Source organism: Curtobacterium sp. 24E2 (assembly GCF_016925595.1).
Classification (GTDB): Bacteria; Actinomycetota; Actinomycetes; order Actinomycetales; family Microbacteriaceae; genus Curtobacterium.
Map to the genome: position 1 here is coordinate 3,457,797 of NZ_CP068987.1, position 26,492 is coordinate 3,484,288.

The window sequence follows — 26,492 nt, forward strand, 5'->3', positions numbered from 1 at the left end:
CGCCTTCGGCGTAGCCTCCGCGCCATGAGCGACGACGCGGTGGTCGAGTGGCTGCTCGACGCGGACCCGGCACTCCGGTGGCAGGTCGAGCGGGACCTGACCGGTGCGCCGCCGTCCGTGTGGCAGCAGACCCGGGCACGGGTCGCGACCGAGGGCCTCGGGGCGGCGATGCTCGCACACCAGGACCCCGACGGGCAGTGGGCCGGCGGCGCGTACTTCCCGGCGGACTTCGACTTCGACGGTCCCGAGGCGGACGAGCCCGGACAGCCCTACACGGCGACGACCTGGTCGCTGAACGCCCTGCGCGACTGGGGGCTCGACTCCGCGGTCCTCGGGGACACGGCCGCACGGCTCGCGACGAACAGCCGCTGGGAGTACGAGGACCTGCCCTACTGGAGCGGCGAGGTCGACTGCTGCATCAACGCCTTCACCCTGGCGAACGGCGCCTGGCTCGGTGCCGACGTCGGTCAACTGGCGGACTGGTTCCTCGACCACCAGCTCGACGACGGCGGCTGGAACTGCGAGTGGATCGAGGGGTCGACGGTGTCATCGTTCCACTCGACCCTCAACGTGATCGAGGGGCTCCTGCAGCACGAGCAGCTGACCGGCGGCACCCACCCGCGCGCGGCGGAACTCCGAGCGGCTCGACACCGCGGCACCGAGTACCTGCTCGAACGAAGACTGCTGTTCCGCAAGCACGACGGCGAGCTCGTCGGGCCGTGGGCGACCCGGTTCGCGTACCCGCTGCGGTGGATCTACTCGGCGCTGCGGGTCGCCGACCACCTGCGCGTGGCCGGGCTGCAGGACGGCACCGCGCCGGACCCTCGCGCCCCCGAGGCGATCGAGGTCGTCCGTGCCGCCCGCAACGAGGACGGGACGTGGACCCAGGGCACCCGGCCGCCGGGTCGGCAGTGGTTCGAGGTGGACGTCCCCGAAGGCGAGCCGTCGAAGTGGCTCACGCTGTACGGCACCCGTGTGCTGCGCTGGTGGGACGCGCCCGGAGCTACGCCCGGCGCCGCACCCGCGGGTCGACGAACGCGTAGACCACGTCCACGATCACGTTCGCCGTGACGATCAGCAGTGCCGAGAACAACGTGAAGCCGACGACGACCTGCAGGTCGAGGGTGTGCACGGCATCGATGAGCAGCGCGCCGAGGCCCTGCATCGAGAACACCTTCTCGGTGATGACCGCGCCGCCGAGCAGTGACCCGAGGTCGAGCCCGAACAGCGTCACCACCGGCAGGATCGCGGTGCGCAGTCCGTGCCGCACGACGACCTGGCGCTCCCGAAGCCCCTTGGCCCGAGCGGTGCGCACGAAGTCCTGCGACATCGACTCGAGCATCTCGCCACGGGTCAGACGGGCGTAGATCGCGGCGCTGATGAACGCGAGCACGCACCACGGCAGGATCAGGTGGGTGAACCAGCCGACCGGGTCGTCCGTGAACGCGACGTACCCGCTCGTCGGCAGGATGCCGAGCACGAACCCGAACAGCAGGATGCCGAGCAACCCGATCAGGTACGCCGGCGACGAGACCCCGGCGACCGCGACGGTCATCACGGCCCGGTCGACGAACGTGCCGCGACGGAGTGCCGAGACGGCTCCGCCGAACACCCCGGCGACGAGCCAGAGCACGGCGGCACCGACGGCGATCGACGCGGTGACGGGCAGGCGGGACAGGATCAGCTCGGTGACGCTCTCGTGCAGCTGGAACGAGTACCCGAAGCACGGTGCGGCGCAGGTGATCACGGACGCGCCGCTGCCGAACGTCCGACCGGTGAAGATCCCCGCCAGGTAGGCGCCGAACTGTGCAATCCACGGCTTGTCGGTGCCCAGGAACGCCTGTACCTCGCGCAGGCGGTCCGGCGTGCAGGGCTTGTCGCAGATCGCACGCGCAGGGTTCGTCGGCAGCAGCATGAACAGTGCGTAGGTGATCGCGGCGACGACGAGCAGCACGACGGCTGCACCGAGGACGCGGATCGCGATGAAGCGGAACGTACTCATCGGCGTGCTCCTCTCGGATCGAGGGCGTCACGCAGGGCATCGCCGAGCACGTTGAACGCGAGGGTGATGAGGAACAGGGCCACTCCGGGGAACACGAGGTACATGGGGTCGGTCTGCACCCAGCCGACGGCGTCGCCGATGCTGCGGCCCCACGACGGCGTCGGCGGGGTCACGCCGACGGCCAGGAACGACAGCGCCGCCTCGGCTCCGATCATCGACGGGATCGAGATCGTCGCGTAGACGGTGATCGTCGCCGCCAGGTTCGGCAGCAGCTGGGTGCGGATGACGTGCCACCGGCCGGCGCCCATCGCGGTGGAGGCGACGACGTAGTTCCGGCTGACGAGCGACAGTGTCTGGCCGCGGACCACGCGGGCGACGGACGGCCAGCCGAAGAACCCGATGACGAGCACGACCAGGACGGGCTTCGGGAACGACGTCGGCACGATCGCGGTGAGGGCGATCATGAAGACCAGCGACGGGAAGCCGAAGATCACGTCGACCACACGGGAGAGCACCCGGTCGTACCAGCCGCCGAAGAAGCCGGTGGTGACGCCGACGAGCACCCCGATCACGATCGACAGGAAGGTCGCGGCGAGCCCGATGCCGAGCGACGTCCGGGCACCGTAGGTCACGATCGCGAACAGGTCGCGACCCGTCAGCGGCTCGACGCCGAACCAGTGCTCGCCGCTGATCCCCCCGCCGAAGCCCTTCGGCGCTCCGAACGAGTTGAGCGCGTCGATGTTGTACCCGTACGGGTCCTGCCCGGTCACGGCACTGATGAGCGGCGCCGCGACGGCGACCACGAGGAACACGACGATGACGACGGCCGAGGTCACGGCCCAGCGGTCCTGCCGGACGCGGCGCACCACGGCGCGGAAGCCGGTGGTGCGTCCGGACGAGGCCACGGGCCGCTCGACGACGTTGGCGGTCACGAGGACACTCCTTCCCAGACGCGCCAGGCTTCGCGGCGGGCCGCCTGTCGCACGGGATCGGCGACGGGCGCCGCTGCGAGCAGCATGCGTGTGTAGTCCTGCTGCGGGTCGTCGAGCACGGCGTCCGTGGTCCCCGCTCGACCACGCGACCGTCGTGCAGGACGAGCACCTGATCGGCGAGCTGCCGGACGACGGCGAGGTCGTGGCTGATGAGGAGCATGCCGAACCCGAACTCGTCCTGCAGCTGCGCGAGCAGGTCGAGCACGGCCGCCTGCACGGTGACGTCGAGCGCCGAGGTGGGTTCGTCCGCGATGACGAGTGCCGGACGGAGCGCGAGCGCCCGTGCGACGGCGACCCGCTGGCGCTGCCCGCCGGAGAGCTGGTGCGGGAACCGCTCGGCCCACGACGGGTCGAGCTGCACGGCGGTCAGCAGGTCACGGACGCGTTCCGCACGGTCGGCCGCCGAGGCGGTCCCGTGCACGAGCAACGGCTCGGCGATGCTCCAGCCGATGGTCTGCCGCGGGTTGAGCGACGATGCCGGGTCCTGGAAGACGATGCCGACGCGGCTACGGAGCTCGCGGAGCCGTCGCCCCCTGGCGGTCCGCAGGTCGCTGCCGTCGACCTCGACCGAGCCCTCGACGACGGGCACCAGGCCCGCCAGCGCACGTCCGATGGTCGACTTGCCGGACCCGGACTCCCCGACCAGCCCGACGGTCTCGCCGGCCCGCAGGTCCAGTTCGATGCCCGAGACGGTCGGTCCGCCGCGACGCGAGTACCGCACGGCGACGTCGCGCAGGCGCGCGACCAGCGATCGGGAGGCGCGGCTCGCCTCCGCGAGACTCGCTTCCACCGGTCCGAGACTCGCCTTCGACGACACGGCGTGCGTCCCGGGGGCCGCGTCCTGTCGTCCAGGCCGAGTCTCGGGGTCCGCAGCCGGCGTGGCGGACGCGGTACGGGCCTCCAGGCTGGGGACTGCGGCGAGGAGCTCGCGCGTGTAGTCGGCGAACGGGTGCGCGAAGACCTCGGCGACGGTGCCGTGTTCGACGGGGTCGCCGCGGCGCATCACCAGGAGTTCGTCCGCGACGTCCGCCACCACACCCATGTCGTGCGTGATGAGCAGGACGGCCAGGGAGCGCTCGCGACCGAGCCGGCGCAGCAGGTCGAGGATGCCGGCCTGCACCGTGACGTCGAGGGCGGTCGTCGGCTCGTCGGCGATCAGCGCGACCGGATCCCCGGCCAGGGCCATCGCGATCATGGCGCGCTGCAGCTGCCCGCCGGACAGTTCGTGCGGGTACGCCTTGCGGATCCCCTCGGGGTCGGTGAGGCCTGCGGCACGCAGGAGCTCGTCGACGCGCGCCGAGACCGCCGCACGATCGAGGCCCGTCGGGTGCGCCCGGATCGCCTCGGCGACCTGCGTGCCGATGGACAGCACCGGCGTGAAGGAGTTCATCGGTTCCTGGAACACGACGCCGATCCCGGCACCGCGAACGGCACGGAGCGTGTCGTCGGAGGCGCCGACGAGCTCCTCGCCGCGGAACCGGACGCTGCCGGAGACCCGCGCCTCGGGCGGCAACAAGCCGAGCACGCTCATGGCGCTGACGGACTTGCCGGAGCCGGACTCCCCACGAGGGCGAGCACACGACCGGGGGTCAGGGTGAAGGAGACGTCACGGACGACGGGCTCCGCGTCGCCGAACGCGACGCGGAGCCCCTCGACCTCGAGCAGCGGCGAACTCACTTCGCGAGCGAGACCTTGAGGTAGTTCGGGTACGCCGGGAAGTCCGCGACCTGGAAGTTCTGCACGTTCGAACCAGCGAGGAACGACTGCTTCGCGTACGTCAGCGGGACGATCGGCGCGTCGGCCATGATCGCCTTGTCGGCCTCGACCCAGAGCTTCTGCGCGTCCTGCTGGTCGACGGTGGCGCTGGCCTTCTCGATCAGCGCGTCGACCTTCGGGTTGCTGTACTTCGAGACGTTGTAGCCGCCGCCACCGATCTGCGACGAGTCGTAGAGCGGCTGGATGTTGGCGTTCGCGCTCGGGAAGTCCGGCTGCCAGCTGAACAGCGCGAGGTCGAAGTCGGTGCCGTCGGTCGTGGCGGTGTAGAACGAGTCCGTGTCGAGCGGCTTCAGCGTGACGGTGATGCCCGCACGCTTCAGGCCGGCCTGCAGCGCCTGCGCCTGCGCGAGGTAGGTCGGGTCGTTCTGGGTGGCCAGGGTCAGCTTGAGGTCGGACACACCCGCTTCCTTGAGCAGCTGCTTCGCCTTGGCGACGTCACCGCTCGCACCCGGCTTGTACAGGTCGTAGTCCTCGCGGCCCGCGATGCCCGGGGTGATCAGGGTCGTGGCGTACGAACCGGCGAGCGCGCCACCCGCAGCGATCCGGTACGACTTCTTGTCGACGGCGTACTGCAGGGCCTGACGGACCTTGAGGTCCTTCAGCGAGCCCTTCTGCGTGTTGATCGCCATGTAGTTGATCGGGCCGGCCTTCGACGTGACGAGGCGGTCCTGGGCGGCGGGGTTGCTCCGCACCTGGTTCAGCTCGGCTGCGCCCAGGTAGCCCGCACCGAAGGAGTCCTTCGCGTCACCGTTGTCGGCGATCAGCGTCTGCGTGACGGTCGACGGGTCCTGGCTCTCCTTGAAGACGATCTTCGACGGGCCGGCCGTGCGGACGTCGTCGGTCTTCGCGCTCCACTCCTTGTTGCGGACGAGGGTGACCTGCGTGCCCTGCGTGTTCGACTGCACCTGGTACGGACCGGACGCGACCGGCTTCAGGTCGTAGGCGCCCGTGTCCGTGCCGTCGCCCTCGGGGACCGGGGTGAACGCGGGCATCGAGGCCAGCCAGGGCCAGTCACCGTAGGCGTTGTTCAACTTGAAGACGATGGTCTTGTCGTTCGGGGTCTCGATGCTGTCGAGGGTCTTGCCGTCGAACGGACCCTTATAGCTGTCGCCGCCGACCAGGAGCGACTTGTGGTAGCTCAGGCCGCCGGTCAGCGTGGGAGCGAACGAGCGCTCGATGCCCCACTTGATGTCCTTCGTGGTGATCGGGGTGCCGTCCTGGAACTTCAGCCCGTCCTTCAGCGTGTACGTCCACGTCTTGCCGCCGTCGCTGGACTTCCCGGTGTCCGTCGCGAGGTCCGGCACGACCTTCGCGGTCTTGCCGGGCTCGACGTCCCACGTGGTCAGGCGCCGCGCGACGAGAGCGAGTGACGTGATGCCCAGGCTCTGGCTCGTCGCCGGGTCGAGGTGGAACGCCGTCTGCGGCAGCAGGATGTTCAGCGTGCCGCCCTTGGCCGTGCCGTTCGCCGCGTCGTCCGAGGAGCTGCCGCCCGAGCAGCCGGTCAGGACCAGGGCTGCTGCTGCGGCGACGGCCGCGGTGATCGTCAGGCGGTTCGGGCGTCTCATGACGGTGGTGCTCCTCGTGGGAAGGGTGGTGGCGACCGTGCTGCAGCCGCTGCGGTTGCACGGACCGGGTCGCCGGGCGGCGTCCATCCTGACACCGCGGCGGTCGCCCGTCCGAATCCCGCGTGCGACAGACGTCGCACGACGAAACAATCCAAGTGCCGTGCGACGTCCGTCTATTCCCGATGGATCTGCACCGAGTCCACCCGAGGGCGTGGGTCAGCGGTCGAACAGTCCCCCGAGGAAGTCGTTGCCCAGGTTCGAGGCCTGCTCGCCGAGTCCCGACGCCTGCTCACCGAGGCCACCGAGGAGCTGCTCGCCCTCGCCCGCGATCCCCTCGAAGCCGCCGCCGAGGTCGGCACCGAGGTCGGCCAGTCCGAGGTCGCCGATGCCCGAGGCGATGCCCTCGAAGTCGACGCCGAGGTTCGCGGCCTCTGCGAGCACGGGTCCGGCGGCGGCACTGAGGACCGCTCCCCGGCGACCGCGACACCGATGCCCCCGAGTGCCATCGCACCGGCACCGACCGCGGCACCGCCGGCGAAGGCGCCACCACGCCCACCGCCGTTGCCGTTGCCGTTGCTCGAGCCACCGAGGACACGGCGGATCAGGCCCGGACGGCGGACCTCGCCGCGAGTCATCGCGCGCGCCATGCCGCCGGCCGAGTCGTCGCGCAGGTGCTCGTGCGGCGGGAGTTCGGAGTTCAGGCGGTTGCGCACCTGCTGCCGCTGCGCAGGGGTGAGGCGGGCGAAGGCGTCGTGGTGGACCTGCTCGAGCTGGTCCGGCGACGAGGTGCGGAGCAGGTAGTCGTACTTGGCCAGCGCGACCTTGTCCGAGTCGGCCGGACTGTGCTGCTGCGGCTGGCCGTGCTGCTGCTGCGGCTGGCCGTACTGCTGCGGCTGGCCGTACTGCTGCGGCTGCGGCTGGCCGTACTGCTGCGGTTGACCGTACTGCTGCTGCGGCGGCCGCTGCTGGCTTCGGTCGTCGCCGGTCAGCCGGTCTGCCGCGCCGCGGACGACGTCACGCCAGTCGGTCCCGCCGGCGCGCTGCGCACCGTTGCCGGGCGCACCGTCCCCCTGCCCACGCTTCTGGAGCTGCTTGTCGATGACCTTCGAGGCCATGCCGAGGATGCGGTTGAAGTTCGCCATCCCCCGACCTTTGTGGATGCACATGTGCGCTCCCAGCGACGAACCGGCGGGTCGCCCCCACATCCGACGGGAAACCGCTGTGAGCGACGACCGGAATGTCACCGGACAGTTCGTCGTAGGCTTGACCCCGGTCGCGCCACAGCCGGAGCGCGATCCGGGCGAAAGTACGAAGCCCGGGACTGCGACAACAGTTCCGGGCTTCGATTCGCCTTCCGAGTGGAAAGCCAAGGGATGCACCAACCATCCCGAGTCCAACGCTCGGAACCGATGGTAGCCGAGCACGCTCGGCGACGCATCCCTCGGTCGAAGCTCCTCGTGTCAGCCGGCGACGACACCAGGAGGTCACCGATGTCGAACGACACCGATGATCGGTCCAGGCGTCGGGTGCCCTGGCTGGGGATCGCGAGCTTGCTCGTGACCGTGGTCAGGCTCCTGATCGACCTGTCCCGCAGGGACTGAGGACCCGGGTGTCCCGCATCGCGCTCGACGGTGCGGGACACCTGTCGTCACGCGAGTAGCTGTGCCGCTCGGACGACGAAGGTAGCCGATGCCGCCAGCCCGAGGATGACCGCTGCGAGTGAGACTCCGAATCCGGTGATCCGTTGCCCGGTGAGCTGCCCGGCGCGTGCCAGGCCGATCGCGCCGAAGACGATCCCCAGGACGCCGGGGATCGCGAACACGTTGACGATGAACCCGAGCAGCGCGAGGACCAGCCCGGCGTATCCGAACGGATTCGCTGCACGGGTCGCCCGGTCCTTGGCGATCCGTGCCTTCCGCCCTCGGAGCGGTTGCTCGGTGACGGCCGCGCGGTACTCCGACGGCGCGGGCGGACGCGGTGCCGGCTCCCACTGTGGTGTGGGGACAACTGCAGCAGGTTGGGGTGCGAGTGCTCCCCAACGTGCTCCGTCCCACCACCGTGTGCGGTTCGAGTCTTGCGGGTCCGGGTACCACCCGGCGATCGGCAGCGTCACTGTGCTCCCCTCCGTTGCCTCCGAGGAGGCTACGGAACCGGTGTCGTCACGCGCACGCCCCAGTCGTGGTGCCACGCGGCACGCCCCGTCAGGACAGGACGCGCGCCAGGTACGCGTTGCGGAACCGGCCCGTGGGGTCGACGTCGCGCGCGACCGCGGCGAAGTCCGACAGCCTCGGGTACGTCTCGTGCAGACGCTCGACGCTCATGCCGGAGACCTTGCCCCAGTGCGGCCGCGGGTCGAAGGGTGCGAGCGCCTCCTCGATCCGCGACACCGCGGCCGCCACGGCGGCAGCGTCCCGGCGGAACGTGAAGTGGATGCCGACCGACTGCCGACCGGACGACGGTGCGAGCCAGGCGGTGTCGGGCGCGATCGTGCGGATCTCGGCGGCGATGAGGATCGGCGCGAACACCGACGCGAGTGGACGGAGGGCCTCGAGCGCCGTCACGGCCGAGGCCGCGGGGATCAGGTACTCGGCCTGGATCTCGGCACCGGTCGACGGCGTGAACGAGGACCGGAAGTGCGGCAGCCGCTCGGCCCACGGCCCGGGGACGCCGCCCTGCTCGGTGACGCCGGCGGGGTCGTTCTCCCCGGGTGCACGGGGCCGGTGGCGGGCCGCGCTCCGAGGGCGACGAGGTTGACGGCCGGCGCAGCCTCGTCCACGCGGTGCTTCACCCAGACCTGCCGGGCGCCGCGGTGGTCGAACGAGGTGAACATCGACACCGAGTACGCGTCGGACATGACCTCGTCGAAGTGGGCGGACACCGCGTCCCACGGCAGGTCGAGGTGCACCGTCGTGGCGACCTGGAACGTCGGCTCGATCGCGAGCTCCACCGCGGTGACGACGCCGAGCGCGCCGATGGCCACGCGGTGGGCGTCGAGGGCCCCGTCCGGCGAGGACGCATCGACGTGCTCGATCGCGCCGGAGGCGCGGACGACGTCGAGCCCGACCACCGCCTGCGCGAGCGACGGGTTGCGGACGCCGGAGCCGTGCGTTCCTGTGGCGACGGCCCCGGCCGTGGAGATGTGCGGCAGGGACGCGAGGTTCCCGAGTGCCCAGCCACGAACCTCCAGACCGGCCGCGACCTGACTGTGCGTCATGCCGGCGGCCACACGGACCACGCGACGCGACGTGTCGATGTCGAGCACCGGCGGCAGGTCCTGCAGCGACACCTGCACGGCGTCGGTGTCGGCGATGGTGTTGAACGAGTGTCGCGAGCCGAGCGCCGTCAAGCGCGGCGTCGCCGCGACCAGTTCCTGCAACGAGGCCACCGACGTCGGGTGCGTCAGCGCCGAGGCACGGTAGGTGACGTTGCCCGCCCAGTTCGTCCGGGTGCGCTCGGTCGCGATCACGTCGCTCATCGTGGGGTCCTGACTCCTCAGAAGCCGCGGTCGAGACGGTGCCACGTCTGCTGGAGACGCAGCTCGTCGCGGAACCCGCGCGCGGTGGTGTGCTCGTCGATGACCAGGAACTCGGTGCCGACCATGGTCGCGAGGTCCTCGACCACCTGCAGACCGACGGCCGTCGTCATCACGGTGTGGTGGGCGGCACCGGCGGTGAGCCAGGCCTCGGCGGCGACGGGGAACGACGGACGCGGCTCCCAGACGGCACGGCCGACGGGGAGCTTCGGCAGGGCTTCAGTCGGCGGCACCACGTCGACGACGTTCGCGGTGAGCCGGAAGCCGTCGCGGGTGTCGGAGAGGGCGACGACGACGGCTTCACCGGAGTCGGCGGTGAAGACCAGGCGCACCGGGTCGTCCTTGCCGCCGATGCCGAGCGGGTGGATCTCCAGCGTCGGCTTCGTGGTGGTGAGCGTCGGGGAGACCTCGAGCATGTGGGCACCGAGGATCTTCTCGGCCCCGGGCGTGAGGTCGTAGGTGTAGTCCTCCATCAGGCTCGCGCCACCGGGGAGCCCCGCACCGGCGACGTTCATCGCGCGGACCAGGACGGCGGTCTTCCAGTCGCCCTCGGCACCGAAGCCGTAGCCGTCGGCCATCAGGCGCTGGACGGCGAGGCCGGGCAGCTGCTTGAGCGTGCCGAGGTCCTCAAAGTTGGTGGTGAAGGCGGCGGACCCGTTCTGCGCGAGCAGGGTGCGGAGGCCGATCTCGATCGCGGCGCCGTCGCGGAGCGCGGCACGGCGTGGTCCGCCGTCACGCAGGTCGTCGACGACGTCGTACTGCGCGTCGTACTGCGCCACGAGCGCGTCCACCGCGGCCGTGTCCGCCGCGGCGGCGTCCACCGCCGCCGCGAGCTCGTTCACCGCCCAGGTGTTGACCTGCACGCCGAGCTCGATCTCGGCCTCGGTCTTGTCGCCCTCGGTGACGGCGACGTAGCGCATGTTGTCGCCGAAGCGGGTGAGCTTCCAGCTCGCGGACGGCGGCGGCACCGGCCGCGGCACGGGTCCAGTTCGACACTCGCTGCTGCACGCGGGGGTCCGAGACGTGCCCGACCGCGGTGGCGTGCCGGACGCCGAGGCGCGCGAGGGCGTAACCGAACTCGCGGTCGCCGTGCGCGGCCTGGTTGAGGTTCATGAAGTCGAAGTCGATGTCCGCCCACGGCAGGGCGACGTTCGCCTGCGTGTGGAGGTGCAGCAGCGGCTTCGTCAGCGCCTGCAGACCACCGATCCACATCTTCGCGGGGCTGAAGGTGTGCATCCACGTGGTGACGCCGATGACCTTGTCGTCGGCGCTGGCCTCGATCAGGGCGCGGCGGATGCCGTCGGCGTCCTTCAGGACCGGCTTCCAGACGAGCTTCACCGGCAGGGCGCCGGCCAGCTCGGCGTGCACGGCCTTGCTCTGCTCCTCGACCTGGCGCAGGGTCTCCTCGCCGTACAGCCCCTGGGAGCCGGTGAGGAACCAGACCTCGTAGCCCGCCAGCGTTTCGGCGGGGTCGACGACGTGCGTCATGAGAGCGCTCCTTCGGGGTTCTGTCCGTAGACGTTCTGGTAGCGATCGAAGAGTCGATCGATGTCTGCTTCGGCGATCGGGACCACGTCCCCGCCCTGCTTCGCGATGTGCACCGTCCGGGCGACGTCCTCGCACATCACGGCGGCCTTGACGGCGTCCTTCGCGTCGCGGCCGATGGTGAAGACGCCGTGGTTCTGCATGAGGACCGCGCGGGATCGGTGGCCGGTCAGCGTCTCGACGATGCCGTGGCCGATGGAGTCGTCGCCGATGATCGCGAACGGCCCGACCGGGATCGGCCCGCCGAACTCGTCCGCCATCGCGGTGATCACGCACGGGATGGGCTCCGCTCGTGCGGCCCACGCCGTCGCGTACGTCGAGTGGGTGTGCACGACACCGCCGACCTCGGGCATGTTCCGGTACACGTGGGCGTGCGCGGCGGTGTCGGAGCTCGGCCCGTGGCTGTTCTCCCAACCGTCGGCCGGCTCGCCGTCGAGGGTGCAGACGACCTGGTTCTCGGGGGTCAGGTCGTCGCTGGACACGCCGCTCGGCTTGATGACGAACAGGTCGGTACCGGGCACGCGCTCGGAGACGTTGCCGCCGGTCCAGATGACCAGGCCGTAGCGGACCAGTTCGCCGTGCAGTCGGGCGACGCGTTCACGGGTGGCCGCGACGGCGGCCGCGGTCCCGTCGGTCCGGGTCGCGTCGGTCTCGGCCGCGTCCTGCTGGGTCGCGTCGGTCATCGGGTCACTTCCTGCTCTGCCGGGAGGCGCGGCTCGGCTCCCGCCGTCCCCTCGCCTCGGTCGGTGGTCGCGTCGGCGCCGGGGCGGCTGCCGCACCGGTTCCGGTCGCGTCTGGTCGGGTCGCCGCTGCCGCCACGGCCTGGACGGGCAGGGCAGCGCGGTACCGGCTGAGGTACGTCTGGAAGCCCGCGACGTCGCGCGGCTCGGGCTCGGCCACGTGCACGGCGTCCCCGCCGAACACGGTCTCCGACAGGAAGTCGGCGAGCTGCTGGTCGGTGTGCTCGAGGTACGCGGCCAGGACGGCGATGCCCCAGGCCCCGCCCTCGCCCGCTGTCTCCTCGAGGGCGATCGGCACCCGCAGTGCCGCGGCGAGCAGTCGCTGCGGAGCACCGGGCGTGCGGAAGAGCCCCCGTGCGCGGTCATCCGGTCGACCTGCACCTGCTCGCCGTGCAGCACGTCCATGCCGATCGCGAGGGTGGCGAACGCGCCGTGCACCTCGGAGCGGACCAGGTTGCCCAGGGTGAAGCGGGCTTCGGGGGTGCGGAGCAGCAGGGGCCGGCCGTCCTCGACGTGGGTGACGGGTTCACCGGCCAGGTAGTTGAACGAGAGCAGGCCGCCGGCGTCGGGGTCGGTGCTGCCCGCGATCGATTCGGTGAGCAGTGTCGCGTAGACGGTGTCGACGTCGAGGGGCTGCCCGGCCGCTTCGGCGAACCGTCCGAAGACCTTCCCCCAACTCGCGATCTCGCTCGCGCCGTTGTTGCAGTGCACCATCGCGACGGCGTCGCCCGCCGGGGTGGTGACGACGTCGAGTTCCTCGTGCGGGGTGCTGAGCTGGTGTTCGAGGACCACCATCGCGAAGATGCTCGTGCCGACGCTGACGTTGCCGGTGCGGGGTGCGACGGCGTTCGTCGCGACCATGCCGGTGCCGGCGTCACCCTCGGGCGGGCAGAGGGGCGCGCCGGGTTCGAGCGTGCCGGTGGGGTCGAGCCACGCGGCGCCCTCGGGGGTGAGCGATCCGGCTTCCTCGCCCGCGACGAGCACCTCGGGCAGGACCGCGCGGAGGTCGGGGACGTGCTCGCCGAGCAGGCCCTGCGTCGTGGCGAGCATGTGCCCGTCCCAGTCGCGGGAGCCGGGTTCGCCGGGACCGCTGTCGACGGGTCCGCCCTCGATCGGGAACACGCCGGAGGCATCCCCGACGCCGAGCACGTTCCGTCCGGTGAGTCGTCGGTGCACGTAGCCCGCGAGCGTCGTGATGCCCGCGACCTCGGCCACGTGCGGCTCCTCGTCGAGGACCGCCTGGTACAGGTGTGCGATCGACCAGCGGAGCGGGATGTTGAACGAGAGTGCTTCGCTGAGCTGTTCGGCCGCGGGCCCGGTCGAGGTGTTCCGCCAGGTCCGGAACGGCACGAGCAGGTCGCCCGATGCGTCGAACGCCAGGTAGCCGTGCATCATCGCGCTCACGCCGACCGCGCGGAAGGTGGTCGGACGCACGCCGAACTGCGCTTCGACGTCGGCGACGAGCGCGGCGTACGCGGCTCGGAGGCCGGTCTCGACGGCGTCGAGCGAGTAGGTCCAGCGGCCATCGACGAACTCGTTCTCCCATTCGTGGGAGCCGGCGGCGATGGGGACGAGGTCCTCGTCCACCAGGCATGCCTTGATGCGGGTGGAGCCGAGCTCGATCCCGAGTGTCGTGCGGCCGTTCGCGACCTGCTGGGTGGGGTCGTCGCCCATGCGTTCCTCCAGAACTCCGTCGTCCTCCGTGAGCGCTCACATCCTGGCACGTGAGCGCTCACTCTCGCAACGTCCGGGCGCGCCGCTGGTCTCGGCTGCCCCACCGGTCGAGACACCCCGCTCAGTTCCCCCGGCCGGTCACGAACCGTCGTCCGGAGCAACTGCAGTCGACCGTTCCTGACCGGTCGACGTCCTACGCACGACAGGTCGTGACCGCGCGACGGACGAGGGCGGCGACGACGTGCGACCCACTGGCGCCCCACACCCGCGCACGTCTCGACCAGCCGCCGCCCCACACCCGCGCACGTCTCGACAACCCGCCGCCCCACACTCGCGCGTGTCTTGACCACCCGCTGCCCTGCACCCGCGCACGTCTCGACAACCCGCCGCCCCACACTCGCGCGTGTCCTGACCACCCGCTGCCCTGCACCCGCGCACGTCTCGACAACCCGCCGCCCCGCTCCCGCGCATGCGGGGCTCGCCGAATCGTGCCACTCCGAACGACGGCACCGGGTACGGTCACGACACCTCGTTGCCTTCCCACCGCGCGGTCACGAACTGTCAGCTGGAGGCACGCCGAGCGACGAGTCGTGACCACTCGGCGACGGGCGGCGGGGTGTCGTGACCACTCAGGGCCGACCGCGACGCGAACCGGCACCGGGCACCGGGCACCGGGCACCGGGCACCCGGCACCGGGCACGGGCACGGGGCACGGGGCACCGGGCACGGGGCACGGGGCACCGGGCACGGGGCCCGCGGGCTACGCGCCGGCCGTGCTCTCGCGGACGACGAGGGCCGGGGTGACCGTCGCCGAGGCCGCCGCGCCGCCGTCGATCAGACCGAGCAACGCCTGCCCGGCCACGCGCCCGAGCTCCTCGAGCCGCAGGTCCACCGTCGTCAGCGGCGGCCTCGAGGCGAGCGCCATCACGTCCCAGTCGTCGTACCCGGTGACTGCGACGTCCTCGGGGACCGATCGTCCGAGCTCGCGGAGCCGGTCGCACACGCCGCGGGCGATCTGGTCGCTGCCGCACACGATCGCGTCGACGTCGGGTGACTGCCGCGCGAGCACGTCGACGGCCTGGCGCCCCCACCGCTCCGACCACTCGCCGAACAGCGGCGGCGTGACCAGTCGTGACCCGAGCACGGATGCCGCCCCCACCACCCGACGTTCGGCGGAACGGTGCCGCGCGGGCCCGGTGACGACGGCGACCCGCTGCCGCCCGAGCGCCAACACGTGCGAGGCGACGAGTGCGGACCCGGCGGAGTCGTCGAGGGTGATCGACACGTCGTCGGCCGAGGTCGACGGCGTGAACGCGTACACGACCGGGATCGCCACGTCGATCGGGGGTCGTGCGTCGGCGGACCGTCCGGTCACGATGATGCCGTCGACCCCGCGGGCCGCGAGGAGCGGAGGTAGTGGGCCTCGCGGACGTGGTCGTCGCGGGTGTCGCAGAGCAGCACCGCCATCTGCCCGGCGGACAGGGCGTCCTCGGCGCCGAGGAGCACCGGGATCGAGAACCGACCGAAGGAGTCGGTGGTGATCATGCCGACCGTGTAGGTCCGGCCGGAGGACAGCGCGCGGGCCCGGGCGTCACCGACGAACCCCAGCTTCTCGGCGGCGTCCTTGACCCGTGCCCGCGTGGAGTCGCGGAGCTGTCCGGTGCCGTTGAGCGCCTTCGACGCCGTCCCGATCGACACCCCGGCGAGCGCGGCGACGTCGGTGATCCGGACGGGCTGCGTGCCGCGGTCGACACCGGTGCGCTCGAGGGTCACGGCAAGTTCCTTTCCGGATCGCGGGACGTGACGATGAGCATACGCAGAAAAGCGATCCCAACACTTGCGCACGCCGGATCGATGTCGTAGCGTCCCCGCCAGAAACCGTTTTCCGGAGCGCTGCACGAACGGCGGCACCGGGACGGTCCCAGTCACATCGCAAGGAGGCGACATGACCACCACGCTCGCGACCGACAGCCGTGCGCACACCGCGACCCCGGTCCTCCCGACCGCCGACGCGCACCTCACGCTCCGGCCCCTGCCGACAGGCGACGCCCGGATCACCGGCGGCTTCTGGGCACTCCGACAGGAGCGCAACGGCCGTGACGCGGTCCGCGGCGGGTACGCCCTGCTCGAGACCGCCGGCAACTTCCGGAACCTGCGGATCGCCGCCGGGCTCGAGGAGGGCGAGGCCACCGGCCCGATCTTCATGGACTCCGACGTGACGAAGTGGCTCGAGGCGGTGGCGTGGGAGTACGGCCGCGCCCCGTCCGAGGACCTGCTCGAACTGCAGCGCGAGGTCACGGCCCTGTACGCCCAGGCGCAGGCCGACGACGGCTACCTCGACTCCGTGCAGCAGATCCGTGGGAAGGGCGAGCGGTACACGGACCTCAAGTGGAGCCACGAGATGTACTGCGCCGGGCACCTGTACCAGGCCGCCGTGGCGCAGCACCGCGCGACGGGCGACACCGGTCTCCTCGACGTCGCGGTCAAGAACGCCGACCACCTGGTCCGCACGTTCGGCGACGGAACCGCACCGGACGGCACGCCGAAGACCCGCGACGTCGACGGCCACCCCGTCGTCGAGATGGGCCTCGTCGAGCTGTACCGCGAGACCGGCAACCGCGACTACCTCGACCTGGCGCACTGGTTCGTCGACGCCCGCGGCACGGGCATCATCGAGCGCGCCGGCGGCGAACCGACGTACTTCTCCGACCGGGTGCCGAGCCGGCAGGCCACGACCGTCGAGGGCCACGCGGTCCGCGCCGTCTACCTGGCAGCCGGCGCCGTCGACGTCGCGATCGAGACCGGCGACACCGAGCTGCTGGCCGCGAGCGAGCGGCAGTTCGCCGACATGATGGCGACGAAGGCGTTCATCACCGGCGGCCTCGGCGCGCGCTGGGACTGGGAGGCGTTCGGCGACCCCTACGAGCTGCCGACCGACCGTGGCTACGCCGAGACCTGCGCGGCCATCGGCGGTGTCCAGTGGGCGTGGCGCCTGCTGCTCGCCACCGGCAAGCCCGTCTACGCCGACGCGATCGAGCGCCTGCTGTACAACGCGTTCCTGGCCGGCGTGAGCCTGGCGGGCACCGAGTACTTCTACGTGAACCCCTGCAGCAGCGGGACCACGCGCACCAGGACGAGAACCGCTCCCCGCCCACGGGCGTCGCGGCTGGTTCGACTGCGCCTGCTGCCCGCCGAACATCATGCGCACGTTCGCGAGTCTGGACGGCTACCTGGCGACCGCGACCGACGGCGGCCTGCAGATCCACCAGTACGCGACGGCAGAACTCGGGCCGGTGTCGGTCGAGACCGGCTACCCGCACGACGGCCGCGTGGTCGTCACGGTCACCGAGGACGGCCCGCTCGCCCTCGGCCTGCGGATCCCGGTCTGGTCGGACACGACGACGGTGCAGGGACCGGACGGTGCCGCGCACCCGGAGCCGGGCACGCTGCACGTCGTCGACCGGCACTGGACCGCCGGCGACACGGTGGAGCTCGTCTTCGACACGACGCCACACCGGTACGTGGCCGACACCCGCATCGACGCCGCCCGCGGTCAGGTCGCCATCGAGCGTGGCCCCCTCGTGTACGCCGTGGAGCAGGCGGACCAGCAGGGCTTCACGGTCGACGACCTGACGGTCGACGCGGTCGCCCCGATCACCGAGGAACGTCGCGACGACCTGCTCGACGGCATCGTCACGCTGCGCGTGCCCGGACACGCCCCTGCCGGACACGAGCAGGCACCGTGGCCGTACCAGCGGATGGACGCAAACCGGTCTGGGCCCACGCGTGCCGGTTCCGACGCGTCGCGGAGCCTGCGGAGCGACGTGGCGGCCGAGCACGTGGGGAGGAACGGATCACGCCGTGGACGCGACCAGCGTCGACGACGCGGCCGGCTCGCAGGGCGCCACCACGGTCCTCCCGTCGGTCACCGCGACAGCGGTTCCCTACTACGCCTGGGCGAACCGGGGCGCGGCGCCGATGCGCGTGTGGCTCCCGCTGGCGCGGTGACCTGATGGACCGCAGAGCGTTCCTGGTCGGTGGGGTCGCCGGCGGCGCAGCACTCGCCCTGGCGGGGTGCTCCGGCACCCTGCCGAAGGTCGACGCGAAGGTGGCGAGCTTCGGGAAGGACGCGACCGGCACCGTGCACGTCTGGTGCCGGTCGGCGACCCAGGCCGGGCTGACGTCCGCGGTGGCCGGGTTCAACAAGGCGAACCCGAAGCTGCAGGTCGAGCTGACCCCGGTGCCCGACGGGCAGTACGTGACGAAACTCGCGACGGCCATCCGCGGTGGTGAGCCGCCGGACGTCGTGGACATCGACGACATCAACTCGCAGTTGTTCATCTTCCGCGAGGCGTTCGCCGACCTGACCGACGTCGTCAAGGGCCTGGACTACTTCGACGCGATCTCTCCGGGACACCTGCGGCTGCTCGAGTACCGCGACCGGTACTACGGGCTGCCCTACCTGGCGGACAACTCGCAGTTGTTCGTCAACACCGAGCTGTTCGACCGGGCGAGGCTCGACGTCGAGGACTCGACGAAGGACCTCGACTCCCTGCTGGCGGCGGCGAAGGCCATCCGGAAGACCGGCGACGACGTCTACGGGTGGTCGATCTCCGGCAACGCCGCCGGCATCATCGGCTTCGTCACCCAGCCGCACGTCTGGGCGACCGGTGTCGACATGATGTCCGGCGAGGTCGGCTCCCAGAAGGCGAACATCACCGGCAACGAGGCGCTGGAACGGATGCTCGAGTTCTACCGGCAGCTCTGGAAGGACGGCGCGCTGTCGAAGGCGACCTACTCGGATGCCGGCACCACCTGGGGCGCGGACTTCCGGGCTGGCAAGGTGGGGATCTTCCCGACCTCGTACGGCGCCACCGTGCCCGCGGCCACCAAGGCGATGCGGGCGAAGATGCAGACCGTGCTCATCCCCTCGTGGGACGGCAAGCGGTCGTTCTTCGACGGCGGCGACAACATGTGCATCCCGAACGGGGCGGCGAACCCGTCCGGCGGCTGGGCGTTCATGCAGTACGCGAACGGCCTGCAGCAACAGCAGGCACTGCCCGACGGCGGGTACTTCCCCACCCGCTCGGACGCCGCGACGCCCGAGTACCGGAAGCGGTTCCCGTTGGCGTTCGGCCCGCTCGACGCCATCGACGAGGGCTACGCGCCGCAGACCCTGGCGTACAACCTGCTCGTCAACCAGCCGTCGTCCCCGTACTTCGCGATGTTCCGCGAGGCCGTGTTCGGCTCGGGCACCGCTGCCGCGATGAAGACGGCGCAGGCGGACTACACCCGCATCCTCGACCAGGTCCAGGCCTGACCGTCGCTTGCTCGCCTGTTCGTTCGCTCGTTCGCTCGTTCGCTCGCTCGTTGCACAGAGAGGTGCACACATGACCACCATCTCCAACCGACGGACCGGCGCCGGCCGCCCCACCGTCGGCCGCGGCGCCGGCCGCCCGGTTCGCTCGGGCCGCCCGGGCCCGTCCCGCGGTTCGCTCACGCACCCGCCACGCGCCGGCGCCGTGCTCGTCACCCCGGCGATCGTCTTCGTCGCGGTGTTCGTCCTCGCCCCGCTCGTGTTCGCGCTCTACATCTCGTTCACGAACTGGCCCCTGATCGGTCCGTACCGGTTCATCGGGCTGCAGAACTACCTGACGCTGTTCCAGGACCCGACGTTCGTGCACGCCATCGGGTACACGCTGCTGTACACCGCGATCGTGACGGTGCCGATCCTGGTGCTCGGCTACTTCCTGGCGGTGCTCATCCGGGCACGGCGACGGGGCAGCACCCTGCTGCGGACGGTGTTCTTCCTGCCGTACGTCGTCGGCCTGACCACGCTGTCGTTCATGCTCGTGCTCGAGGCGCAGCCGAACTCCGGAGCCGTCAACATGGTGCTCCGCTGGCTCGGCATCACCGACGGCAGCACCGCCTGGCTCGTCAACGGCCCACTCGCCACGCTGCTCATCTGCGTGCTCGTGGTCTGGGCGGTGTCCGGCCTGACGATGGTGCTCCTGATGTCGGCCATGCAGGGCATCCCCGACGAGGTGTACGAGTCGGCCCAGCTCGAGGGCGCGTCCTGGTGGCAGACCGAACGGCTCATCACCCTGCCGATGATCCGGTCGACCATCGCCCTCAGCGCCATCATCTCGGTGATCGGCTCGCTGCTCGCGTTCAACCAGTTCTACATCCTGACCCAGGGCGGGCCGGGGACCGAGACCACGACGATCGTCAACGCGATCTACAACCGTGGCTTCGTCAACCTGCAGCTCGGCGCAGCGACCGCCGAGTCGATCGCCCTGGTCGTCGTCATCGCCGCCGTCACGGTGTTCCAGTTCTGGGCACTGCGAGAGAAGGACTGAGCCATGAGCACCACGACCTCCCGTGCCGGCCTCGCGGCGCCGGACCTGTCCACCCGCACGCTGACCACCACCGGCGACGGTCACCGCCGGCGCCACCACCAGGGCAGCGTCCGGCACCCCCGCGACACCGCCGTCAAGCGCACCCTGTACGTGATCGCCGGCGTCGGGTCGGTGCTCGTCTTCGGCGTGCCGCTGCTGTGGTCGATCCTGCGGGCGTTCCAGTCCGAGGCCGTCATCACGCAGGCCGCCGACCCCGCGACCTTCTTCCAGCTCGGCTGGCAGAACTTCGCCGCCGTCTTCAGCTCGTCGTCGCACCTGCTGACCGGCGTGTTCAACTCGTTGATCGTGTCGATCGCCACCGCCGTGCTGACCGCGGTGATCGCCACGATGGCCGGGTACGGGTTCGCCCGCTTCCGGTTCCGCGGGTCCGGCATCGTGTTCGGCCTGGTGCTGCTGACGATGATGGTGCCGTTCCAGGCGATCCTCACCCCGCTGTACCTCGAGATGAACGCCATGAAGCTCACCAACTCGCTGCTCGGGCTCGTGCTGTTCTACACGACGGTGAACCTGCCGTTCGGGGTGTTCGTGATGCGGAACGCGTTCGAGTCGATCCCGACCGAGCTCGAGGACTCGGCGTTCGTCGACGGGGCGTCCCGCTTCCGGGTCGTCGTGTCGGTGCTCCGCCCGCTCCTGCTCCCCGGCGCGGCCACCGCTGCGCTGTACGCGTTCCTGGCGTCGTGGACCGAGTTCCTCGGGGCGCTGACGTTCCTGACGAAGGACTCGCTCTACACGTTGCCGGTGGCACTGCTCAACCTGCAGACCGGGGCGTACGGGCAGGTGTCGTACGGCAACCTCGTCGCCGGGTCGGTGGTGGCGATGGTCCCGTGCATCGCGCTCTACGTCGGGCTGCAGCGGTTCTACGTCGCAGGCCTGTCGTCGGGTGCGCTGAAGGGCTGACGGTCGGGTCAGCCCCGCTCGGTGCGAGGTTGATCACTCGGTGCGGCGCTCTTTGCTCGCACCGAGTGGTCAACCTCGCACCACCCGCGCGAGCGACGCCGCGATCCGCGCGAGCGCGGCCGCGCTACGCGCTCCGGCGCACCACGAGCTCGGGGGCGAGCAGCGTCTCGTCGCGCGGCTCGCCCTCGACCAGGGCCCGCACGGTGTCGAGCACCCGCTCCCCCATCGCCCGGAAGTCCTGGCGCACGGTGGTCAGCGGCGGCGTGAAGTGCGCGGCCTCGGGGACGTCGTCGAACCCGACCACCGCGATGTCGTCGGGCACGCGCAGGCCCTCGTCGGCGAAGGCGTGGAGCACCCCGAGCGCCATCTGGTCGTTGCCGGCGAACACCGCGTCGACGGCCGTCACGTCGATGTGCCGTGCGGCCGCGAAGCCGCTCGCGGGCGTCCAGTCCCCGTCGAGGACGACGGGGTCGAGTCCGGCCTCGCGCATGATCCGCACGTAGGTCTCGCGACGCACCTCGGACTCCTGCGAGACGGGCGGGCCGGCGATGTGCACGATCCGCCGGTGGCCGCGCCCGAACAGGTGCTCCATCACGAGCGACGTCCCGGCGGCCTGGTCGATCGCGACCGCGGCGACGGTCGAGGCCGCCGGGGTCCGGACGGCGTCGCGCTGCACGGCGTTCGACACGACGACCGGCACGGTGACGGGCACGGTGAGCGACCCGAGGGCGTCGAGCACCCGGTTGTCCGCGGCGACGAGCACGATCGCGGCGACGTCCTGCGCGAGCAGCGTCGTGAGTGCACCGGACAGGTCGGTCGGCGTCGGGTCCTCGGGCAGGGTGGAGAGCAGGACGTGGTAGCCGGCCGACCGGGCCGCCCGTTCGAAGCCGATCGCGGTGCTCGACGGACCGTACAGCGCGTCACCGGCGGTGATGATGCCGAGTGCGCGGCTCCGCCCCCGGCGAGTGCGCGGGCAGCGGCGCGGGGCCGGTAGCCGAGGTCGTGGACGGCGTCGGTGACCTGCGTGCGGAAGGCGTCGCGGACCGTCGGGTCGCCGTTGATCACGCGCGAGACGGTCTGGTGGGAGACGCCCGCGCGCTCGGCGACGTCGAAGATCGTCGGAGCCTTCCGGCGTTTGCCGCCCGTGCCCCCTGGGGCGGTCGTGGTCGTCACGAGGCCAACCGTACCGCGCAGTCCGGCCCGCGCGGCAAGATCGCGAAACGGTCACGCCGAGTTGACACCCCGGTACGAAAGCCCCAGTATGTGAGCGCTCACACGAGCAAATCCCTCGGGGCACAGCAGCCCCGGCACCTGAGCGCGTCGAGGACGACGCGAGAGGAACAGAGGTACTTCGATGACGAAGCGCAGGATCATCGCGGGCGTTGCAGCCCTCGGCATCGCGATCGCACTCGCCGGCTGCTCGGCCGGTGGCCGCGCGTCCACCGACGGCGGCGGCAGCAGCAGCGACAACAAGGGCGCCCTCGTCGGCGTCGCCATGCCGACCAAGGTCTCGGAACGCTGGATCAAGGACGGCGACGCCGTCAAGAGCGACCTCGAGAAGGCCGGCTACAAGGTCGACCTCGAGTACGGCGACAACAAGGTCCAGCAGCAGGCCCAGCAGGTCAGCAACATGATCACGAAGGGCGCGAAGGTCCTCATCATCGCGTCGATCGACGGCGGAGCCCTCTCCGACCAGCTCGACGCCGCCGCGAAGGCCGGCATCAAGGTGATCTCCTACGACCGTCTGCTGACGGGCAACAAGAACGTCGACTACTACGTGTCGTTCGACAACGAGAAGGTCGGCGTCGACCAGGCGACGAGCCTGCTCACCGGCCTCGGCGTCCTCGACGACAAGGGCGAGAAGACCGGCGAGAAGGGCCCGTTCAACATCGAGGTCTTCGCCGGCTCGCTCGACGACAACAACGCCAGCTTCTTCTTCAACGGCGCCATGAAGACCCTCAAGCCCTACCTCGAGGACGGCACGCTGAAGATCCAGTCCGGTCAGGACCAGCTCTCGCAGGCCGCCACGCAGCAGTGGGACCCGGCGACCGCCAAGGCCCGCATGCAGAACCTGGTCGCGAAGTCGTACTCGGGCGGCACCACGCTCGACGGCGTGCTCTCGCCGTACGACGGCATCTCGATCGGCATCATCTCGGCGCTGCAGGGTGCCGGCTACGGCACCAGCGACCGTCCGCTGCCGATCGTGACGGGCCAGGACGCCGAGGCGGCCTCGGTCAAGTCGATCATCGCCGGTCAGCAGTACTCGACCATCTACAAGGACACCCGCAAGCTCGCCAAGCAGTCGGTCACCATGGCCGAGGACCTGCTCACCGGTGACAAGCCCGAGGTCAACGACACGAAGAGCTATGACAACAAGGTCAAGGTCGTCCCGACCTTCCTGTTCCAGCCGACGGTCGTCACCAAGGACAACTACAAGGAAGTCCTCGTCGACTCCGGCTACTACACCGAAGCCGACCTGAAGTAGTCGCAACCCACCTGTCGGACAGGAGGCACGGGTCGACCCCGCCCCGTGCCTCCCGTCCGCCCCATCTGCGCGCCACGGCGCGCACCACGGAAGGCGGTCGACGTGACGGACACGATCCTCGAGATGCGTGACATCACCAAGACGTTCCCCGGCGTGAAGGCCCTGCAGGGCGTCTCGATCGAGGTCGAGCGTGGACAGGTCCACGCCATCTGCGGCGAGAACGGCGCCGGCAAGTCGACCCTCATGAAGGTGTTGTCGGGCGTCTACCCGCACGGCTCCTTCGAGGGAGAGATCCTGCTCGACGGATCGCCCGTCGAGTTCCACGACATCAACGGCTCCGAAGCAGCCGGTGTCGTCATCATCCACCAGGAGCTCGCCCTGAGCCCGTTCCTGTCGATCGCCGAGAACATCTTCCTCGGCAACGAGCGGTCCAAGGGCGGCTTCATCGACTGGAACAAGACGAACCTGGCAGCCGCCGAGCTCCTGCAGCGCGTCGGCCTCAAGGACAACCCGGTCACGAAGATCGTGGACATCGGTGTCGGCAAGCAGCAGCTCGTCGAGATCGCGAAGGCGCTGTCGAAGCAGGTCAAGCTCCTCATCCTCGACGAACCCACCGCCGCCCTGAACGACGACGACTCCGCGCACCTGCTCGAGCTGATCCGCTCGCTGCAGGCCGAGGGCATGACGGCGATCATCATCAGCCACAAGCTCAACGAGATCAAGGCGATCGCCGACAAGGTCACGATCATCCGCGACGGCAAGACCATCGAGACGCTCGACATGCACGCCGACGACGTGTCCGAGGACCGCATCATCCGCGGGATGGTCGGCCGCGACCTGTCGAACCGGTACCCCGAGCACGAGCCGAAGATCGGCGAGGAGCTCCTGCGGATCGAGGACTGGACGGTCCACCACCCGCTCGACGGGTCGCGCGAGATCATCCACCAGGTCGACCTGAACGTGCGCGCCGGCGAGATCGTCGGCATCGCCGGGCTCATGGGCGCCGGGCGGACCGAACTCGCGATGAGCGTGTTCGGCCGGTCGTACGGATCCGGCATCAGCGGGACCGTCTACAAGCGCGGCGAGCCGATCAAGACCCACACGGTGTCGCAGGCGATCGACCACGGCATCGCGTACGTCACCGAGGACCGCAAGCGCTACGGCCTGAACCTGATCGACGACATCAAACGGAACATCTCCGGGTCGGCGCTCGGCAAGCCTCGCCAGCTGGGGCTTCGTGAACGCGTCCGAGGAGACCACGGTCGCCGGGCAGTTCCTGAAGAGCCTCAACATCAAGGCACCGAACGTGGACGTCGTCACCGGGAAGCTCTCCGGCGGCAACCAGCAGAAGGTCGTCCTGTCGAAGTGGATGTACACCGACCCGGACGTGCTCATCCTGGACGAGCCGACCCGCGGCATCGACGTCGGTGCGAAGTACGAGATCTACACGATCATCAACAGCCTCGCGGACCAGGGCAAGGGGGTCATCGTGATCTCCTCGGAGCTCCCGGAGCTCCTCGGCATCTGCGACCGCATCTACACACTCTCCGAGGGCACCATCACCGCCGATGTGCCCCGCTCCGAGGCCACCCCAGAGGTCCTCATGCAGTACATGACCCAGGAACGGGAGACCCCTGTCAATGAACGCGCTTAAGTCCGCCGCCGGCTACCTCACCGGGCAGCTCCGACAGATCGGCCTGTTCATCGCGCTGATCGTCATCGTCGTCTTCTTCCAGGTGACGACCAACGGCATCACCCTGGCCCCGATCAACGTCTCGAACCTGATCGTCCAGAACAGCTACATCCTCATCCTCGCCATCGGCATGGTGATGGTCATCATCGCCGGGCACATCGACCTGTCCGTCGGGTCGGTCGTCGCCTTCACCGGCGCGATGGCCGGTGTGATGATCACGCAGTGGCACGTCCCGTGGCCGATCGCCGTCGTGCTGTGCCTGGTCGTCGGTGCGCTCGTCGGTGCCTGGCAGGGGTTCTGGATCGCCTACTTCGGGATCCCGGCGTTCATCGTCACCCTGGCCGGCATGCTCGCCTTCCGCGGTGCGGCGCAGATCGTGCTGCACAACCAGCAGATCTCGCCGTTCCCGGACGGGTTCCGTGCCCTCGGCTCCGGCTTCCTGCCGTCGTTCGGCACCACCGGGTACGAGCCGCTCACGATGGTCCTCGGATTCGCCGCCGCGGCCGTCATGGCGGTCACGGCGTTCCGCGGCCGAGCCACCCGCCGCAAGTACCAGCTCGAGAGCGAACCGTTCGCCTGGTTCATCGTGAAGCTCGTCTTCGGCGTCGTGCTGGTCGTCTACGTGGCCCTGCTGCTCGCGAGCTACAACGGCACCCCGATCGTGCTCGTCATCCTCGGCGCGCTCGTGGTGATCTACTCGGTCATCATGCGGAGCGCGGTGTTCGGCCGCCACGTCTACGCCATCGGCGGCAACGCCCTGGCCGCGCAGCTGTCCGGCGTGAAGACCAAGCGCGTCACGTTCATGCTGTTCGTCAACATGGGTGTCATCTCGGCGCTGGCCGGCGTGGTCTTCACCGGCCAGCTCAACCTGGCGGCACCCGGTGCGGGCAACGGCTTCGAGCTCGACGCCATCGCCGCGGTGTTCATCGGTGGCGCAGCGGTCACCGGCGGCATCGGCACGGTCCCCGGCGCAATCGTCGGTGGTCTCATCATCGGTCTGCTCAACAACGGCATGTCGATCCTCGGCGTCGGCACCGAGTACCAGTCGCTCATCAAGGGCTTGGTCCTGCTCGCCGCCGTCGCGTTCGACGTGTTCAACAAGCGTCGGGCGGCCGCCGCGCGCAAGTAGCGCCTCCGCCGCTCCTCGAGACTCGGGCTGAGCGACACGACTC

18 protein-coding genes and 6 pseudogenes are annotated in these 26,492 nt (G+C 70.4%); 9 read left to right on the forward strand and 15 right to left on the reverse strand.

Annotated features, from left to right (window positions below):
- Positions 1-24 precede the first annotated feature (24 nt).
- Positions 25-1,071, forward strand: a complete 1,047-nt coding sequence (locus JN350_RS16955) for a squalene cyclase (RefSeq protein WP_205462923.1) — start codon at positions 25-27, stop codon at positions 1,069-1,071.
- On the opposite strand, the gene JN350_RS16960 is transcribed toward JN350_RS16955, so the two are convergent.
- The 13 genes and pseudogenes from JN350_RS16960 to JN350_RS19870 form a co-directional block, all read right to left on the reverse strand.
- Complete coding sequence (locus JN350_RS16960; RefSeq protein WP_205462924.1) at positions 1,004-2,002, reverse strand: ABC transporter permease; 999 nt, start codon at positions 2,000-2,002, stop codon at positions 1,004-1,006. The two genes, JN350_RS16955 and JN350_RS16960, sit on opposite strands and share 68 nt — an antisense overlap.
- A complete protein-coding gene (locus tag JN350_RS16965) occupies positions 1,999-2,934 on the reverse strand; it encodes an ABC transporter permease (RefSeq protein ID WP_205462925.1) in 936 nt (311 codons plus the stop codon). Before JN350_RS16965 ends, JN350_RS16960 begins: the two co-directional genes overlap by 4 nt.
- Positions 2,931-4,671: pseudogene (locus tag JN350_RS16970) on the reverse strand (dipeptide ABC transporter ATP-binding protein). Before JN350_RS16970 ends, JN350_RS16965 begins: the two are co-directional and overlap by 4 nt.
- Positions 4,668-6,335, reverse strand: coding sequence for an ABC transporter substrate-binding protein (locus tag JN350_RS16975; protein WP_205462926.1), 1,668 nt, complete (start codon positions 6,333-6,335; stop codon positions 4,668-4,670). The pseudogene JN350_RS16970 and the gene JN350_RS16975 overlap by 4 nt, the downstream one beginning before the upstream one ends.
- A 173-nt stretch (positions 6,336-6,508) precedes the next feature.
- Positions 6,509-7,477 (reverse strand): hypothetical protein, encoded by a 969-nt coding sequence (locus tag JN350_RS16980; protein ID WP_205462927.1) that lies wholly within the window; start codon positions 7,475-7,477, stop codon positions 6,509-6,511.
- A 506-nt stretch (positions 7,478-7,983) separates the two neighbouring features.
- Entirely contained in the window at positions 7,984-8,448 is a 465-nt protein-coding gene (locus tag JN350_RS16985) for a DUF2510 domain-containing protein (protein ID WP_205462928.1), read from the reverse strand.
- An 88-nt stretch (positions 8,449-8,536) separates the two neighbouring features.
- Positions 8,537-8,896 carry a D-arabinono-1,4-lactone oxidase gene (locus JN350_RS19860; RefSeq protein ID WP_240347387.1) on the reverse strand — a complete coding sequence of 120 codons (360 nt, stop codon included), beginning with the start codon at positions 8,894-8,896 and terminating at the stop codon, positions 8,537-8,539.
- 17 nt (positions 8,897-8,913) lie between these two features.
- Entirely contained in the window at positions 8,914-9,810 is an 897-nt protein-coding gene (locus JN350_RS16990) for an FAD-binding protein (protein ID WP_240347388.1), read from the reverse strand.
- Positions 9,811-9,827: 17 nt separating this feature from the next.
- A pseudogene (gene araA / locus JN350_RS16995) lies at positions 9,828-11,355 on the reverse strand (L-arabinose isomerase).
- Positions 11,352-12,095, reverse strand: coding sequence for an L-ribulose-5-phosphate 4-epimerase (locus JN350_RS17000; protein WP_205462929.1), 744 nt, complete (start codon positions 12,093-12,095; stop codon positions 11,352-11,354). Before JN350_RS17000 ends, araA begins: the two are co-directional and overlap by 4 nt.
- Positions 12,096-12,099: 4 nt before the next feature.
- A pseudogene (locus JN350_RS17005) lies at positions 12,100-13,826 on the reverse strand (xylulokinase).
- Positions 13,827-14,586: 760 nt separating this feature from the next.
- Positions 14,587-15,201 carry a substrate-binding domain-containing protein gene (locus JN350_RS19865; protein WP_240347389.1) on the reverse strand — a complete coding sequence of 205 codons (615 nt, stop codon included), beginning with the start codon at positions 15,199-15,201 and terminating at the stop codon, positions 14,587-14,589.
- Positions 15,198-15,599, reverse strand: a complete 402-nt coding sequence (locus tag JN350_RS19870) for a LacI family DNA-binding transcriptional regulator (RefSeq protein ID WP_240347390.1) — start codon at positions 15,597-15,599, stop codon at positions 15,198-15,200. Before JN350_RS19870 ends, JN350_RS19865 begins: the two co-directional genes overlap by 4 nt.
- A gap of 172 nt (positions 15,600-15,771) precedes the next feature.
- On the opposite strand from JN350_RS19870, the pseudogene JN350_RS20325 reads away from it, so the two are divergent.
- From JN350_RS20325 to JN350_RS17030, 5 genes and pseudogenes are all read left to right on the forward strand, one after another.
- Positions 15,772-16,902 (forward strand): annotated as a pseudogene (locus JN350_RS20325) (glycoside hydrolase family 127 protein); the annotation flags it as partial.
- A gap of 124 nt (positions 16,903-17,026) precedes the next feature.
- Complete coding sequence (locus JN350_RS20330) at positions 17,027-17,839, forward strand: glycoside hydrolase family protein (RefSeq protein ID WP_275898047.1); 813 nt, start codon at positions 17,027-17,029, stop codon at positions 17,837-17,839.
- Positions 17,839-19,146, forward strand: a complete 1,308-nt coding sequence (locus JN350_RS20335) for an ABC transporter substrate-binding protein (RefSeq protein ID WP_205462930.1) — start codon at positions 17,839-17,841, stop codon at positions 19,144-19,146. The genes JN350_RS20330 and JN350_RS20335 overlap by 1 nt, the downstream gene beginning before the upstream one ends.
- Positions 19,147-19,216: 70 nt before the next feature.
- Positions 19,217-20,185, forward strand: coding sequence for a carbohydrate ABC transporter permease (locus JN350_RS17025; RefSeq protein ID WP_111086264.1), 969 nt, complete (start codon positions 19,217-19,219; stop codon positions 20,183-20,185).
- A 3-nt stretch (positions 20,186-20,188) separates the two neighbouring features.
- Positions 20,189-21,142: a carbohydrate ABC transporter permease gene (locus tag JN350_RS17030; protein ID WP_205462931.1), complete on the forward strand. Its 954-nt coding sequence runs from the start codon at positions 20,189-20,191 to the stop codon at positions 21,140-21,142.
- 124 nt (positions 21,143-21,266) lie between these two features.
- Here the strand turns inward: JN350_RS17030 and JN350_RS17035 are convergent, their stop codons facing one another.
- Both JN350_RS17035 and JN350_RS20340 read right to left on the reverse strand, forming a co-directional pair.
- Positions 21,267-22,079 (reverse strand): substrate-binding domain-containing protein, encoded by an 813-nt coding sequence (locus JN350_RS17035; RefSeq protein WP_240347753.1) that lies wholly within the window; start codon positions 22,077-22,079, stop codon positions 21,267-21,269.
- Positions 22,080-22,138: 59 nt separating this feature from the next.
- Positions 22,139-22,315, reverse strand: a pseudogene (locus tag JN350_RS20340) (LacI family DNA-binding transcriptional regulator); the annotation flags it as partial.
- Between the two features lie 181 nt (positions 22,316-22,496).
- On the opposite strand from JN350_RS20340, the gene chvE reads away from it, so the two are divergent.
- The 3 genes and pseudogenes from chvE to mmsB all read left to right on the forward strand — a co-directional run bounded on the left by chvE (position 22,497) and on the right by mmsB (position 26,449).
- The gene (gene chvE / locus JN350_RS17045; RefSeq protein ID WP_123672475.1) at positions 22,497-23,627 is read left to right on the forward strand and encodes a multiple monosaccharide ABC transporter substrate-binding protein; all 1,131 of its coding nucleotides are present in this window, start codon (positions 22,497-22,499) and stop codon (positions 23,625-23,627) included.
- Positions 23,628-23,729: 102 nt separating this feature from the next.
- A pseudogene (mmsA, locus tag JN350_RS17050) lies at positions 23,730-25,281 on the forward strand (multiple monosaccharide ABC transporter ATP-binding protein).
- Positions 25,268-26,449, forward strand: coding sequence for a multiple monosaccharide ABC transporter permease (gene mmsB, locus JN350_RS17055; RefSeq protein WP_205462932.1), 1,182 nt, complete (start codon positions 25,268-25,270; stop codon positions 26,447-26,449). The pseudogene mmsA and the gene mmsB overlap by 14 nt, the downstream one beginning before the upstream one ends.
- The last annotated feature ends 43 nt before the right edge of the window (positions 26,450-26,492 follow it).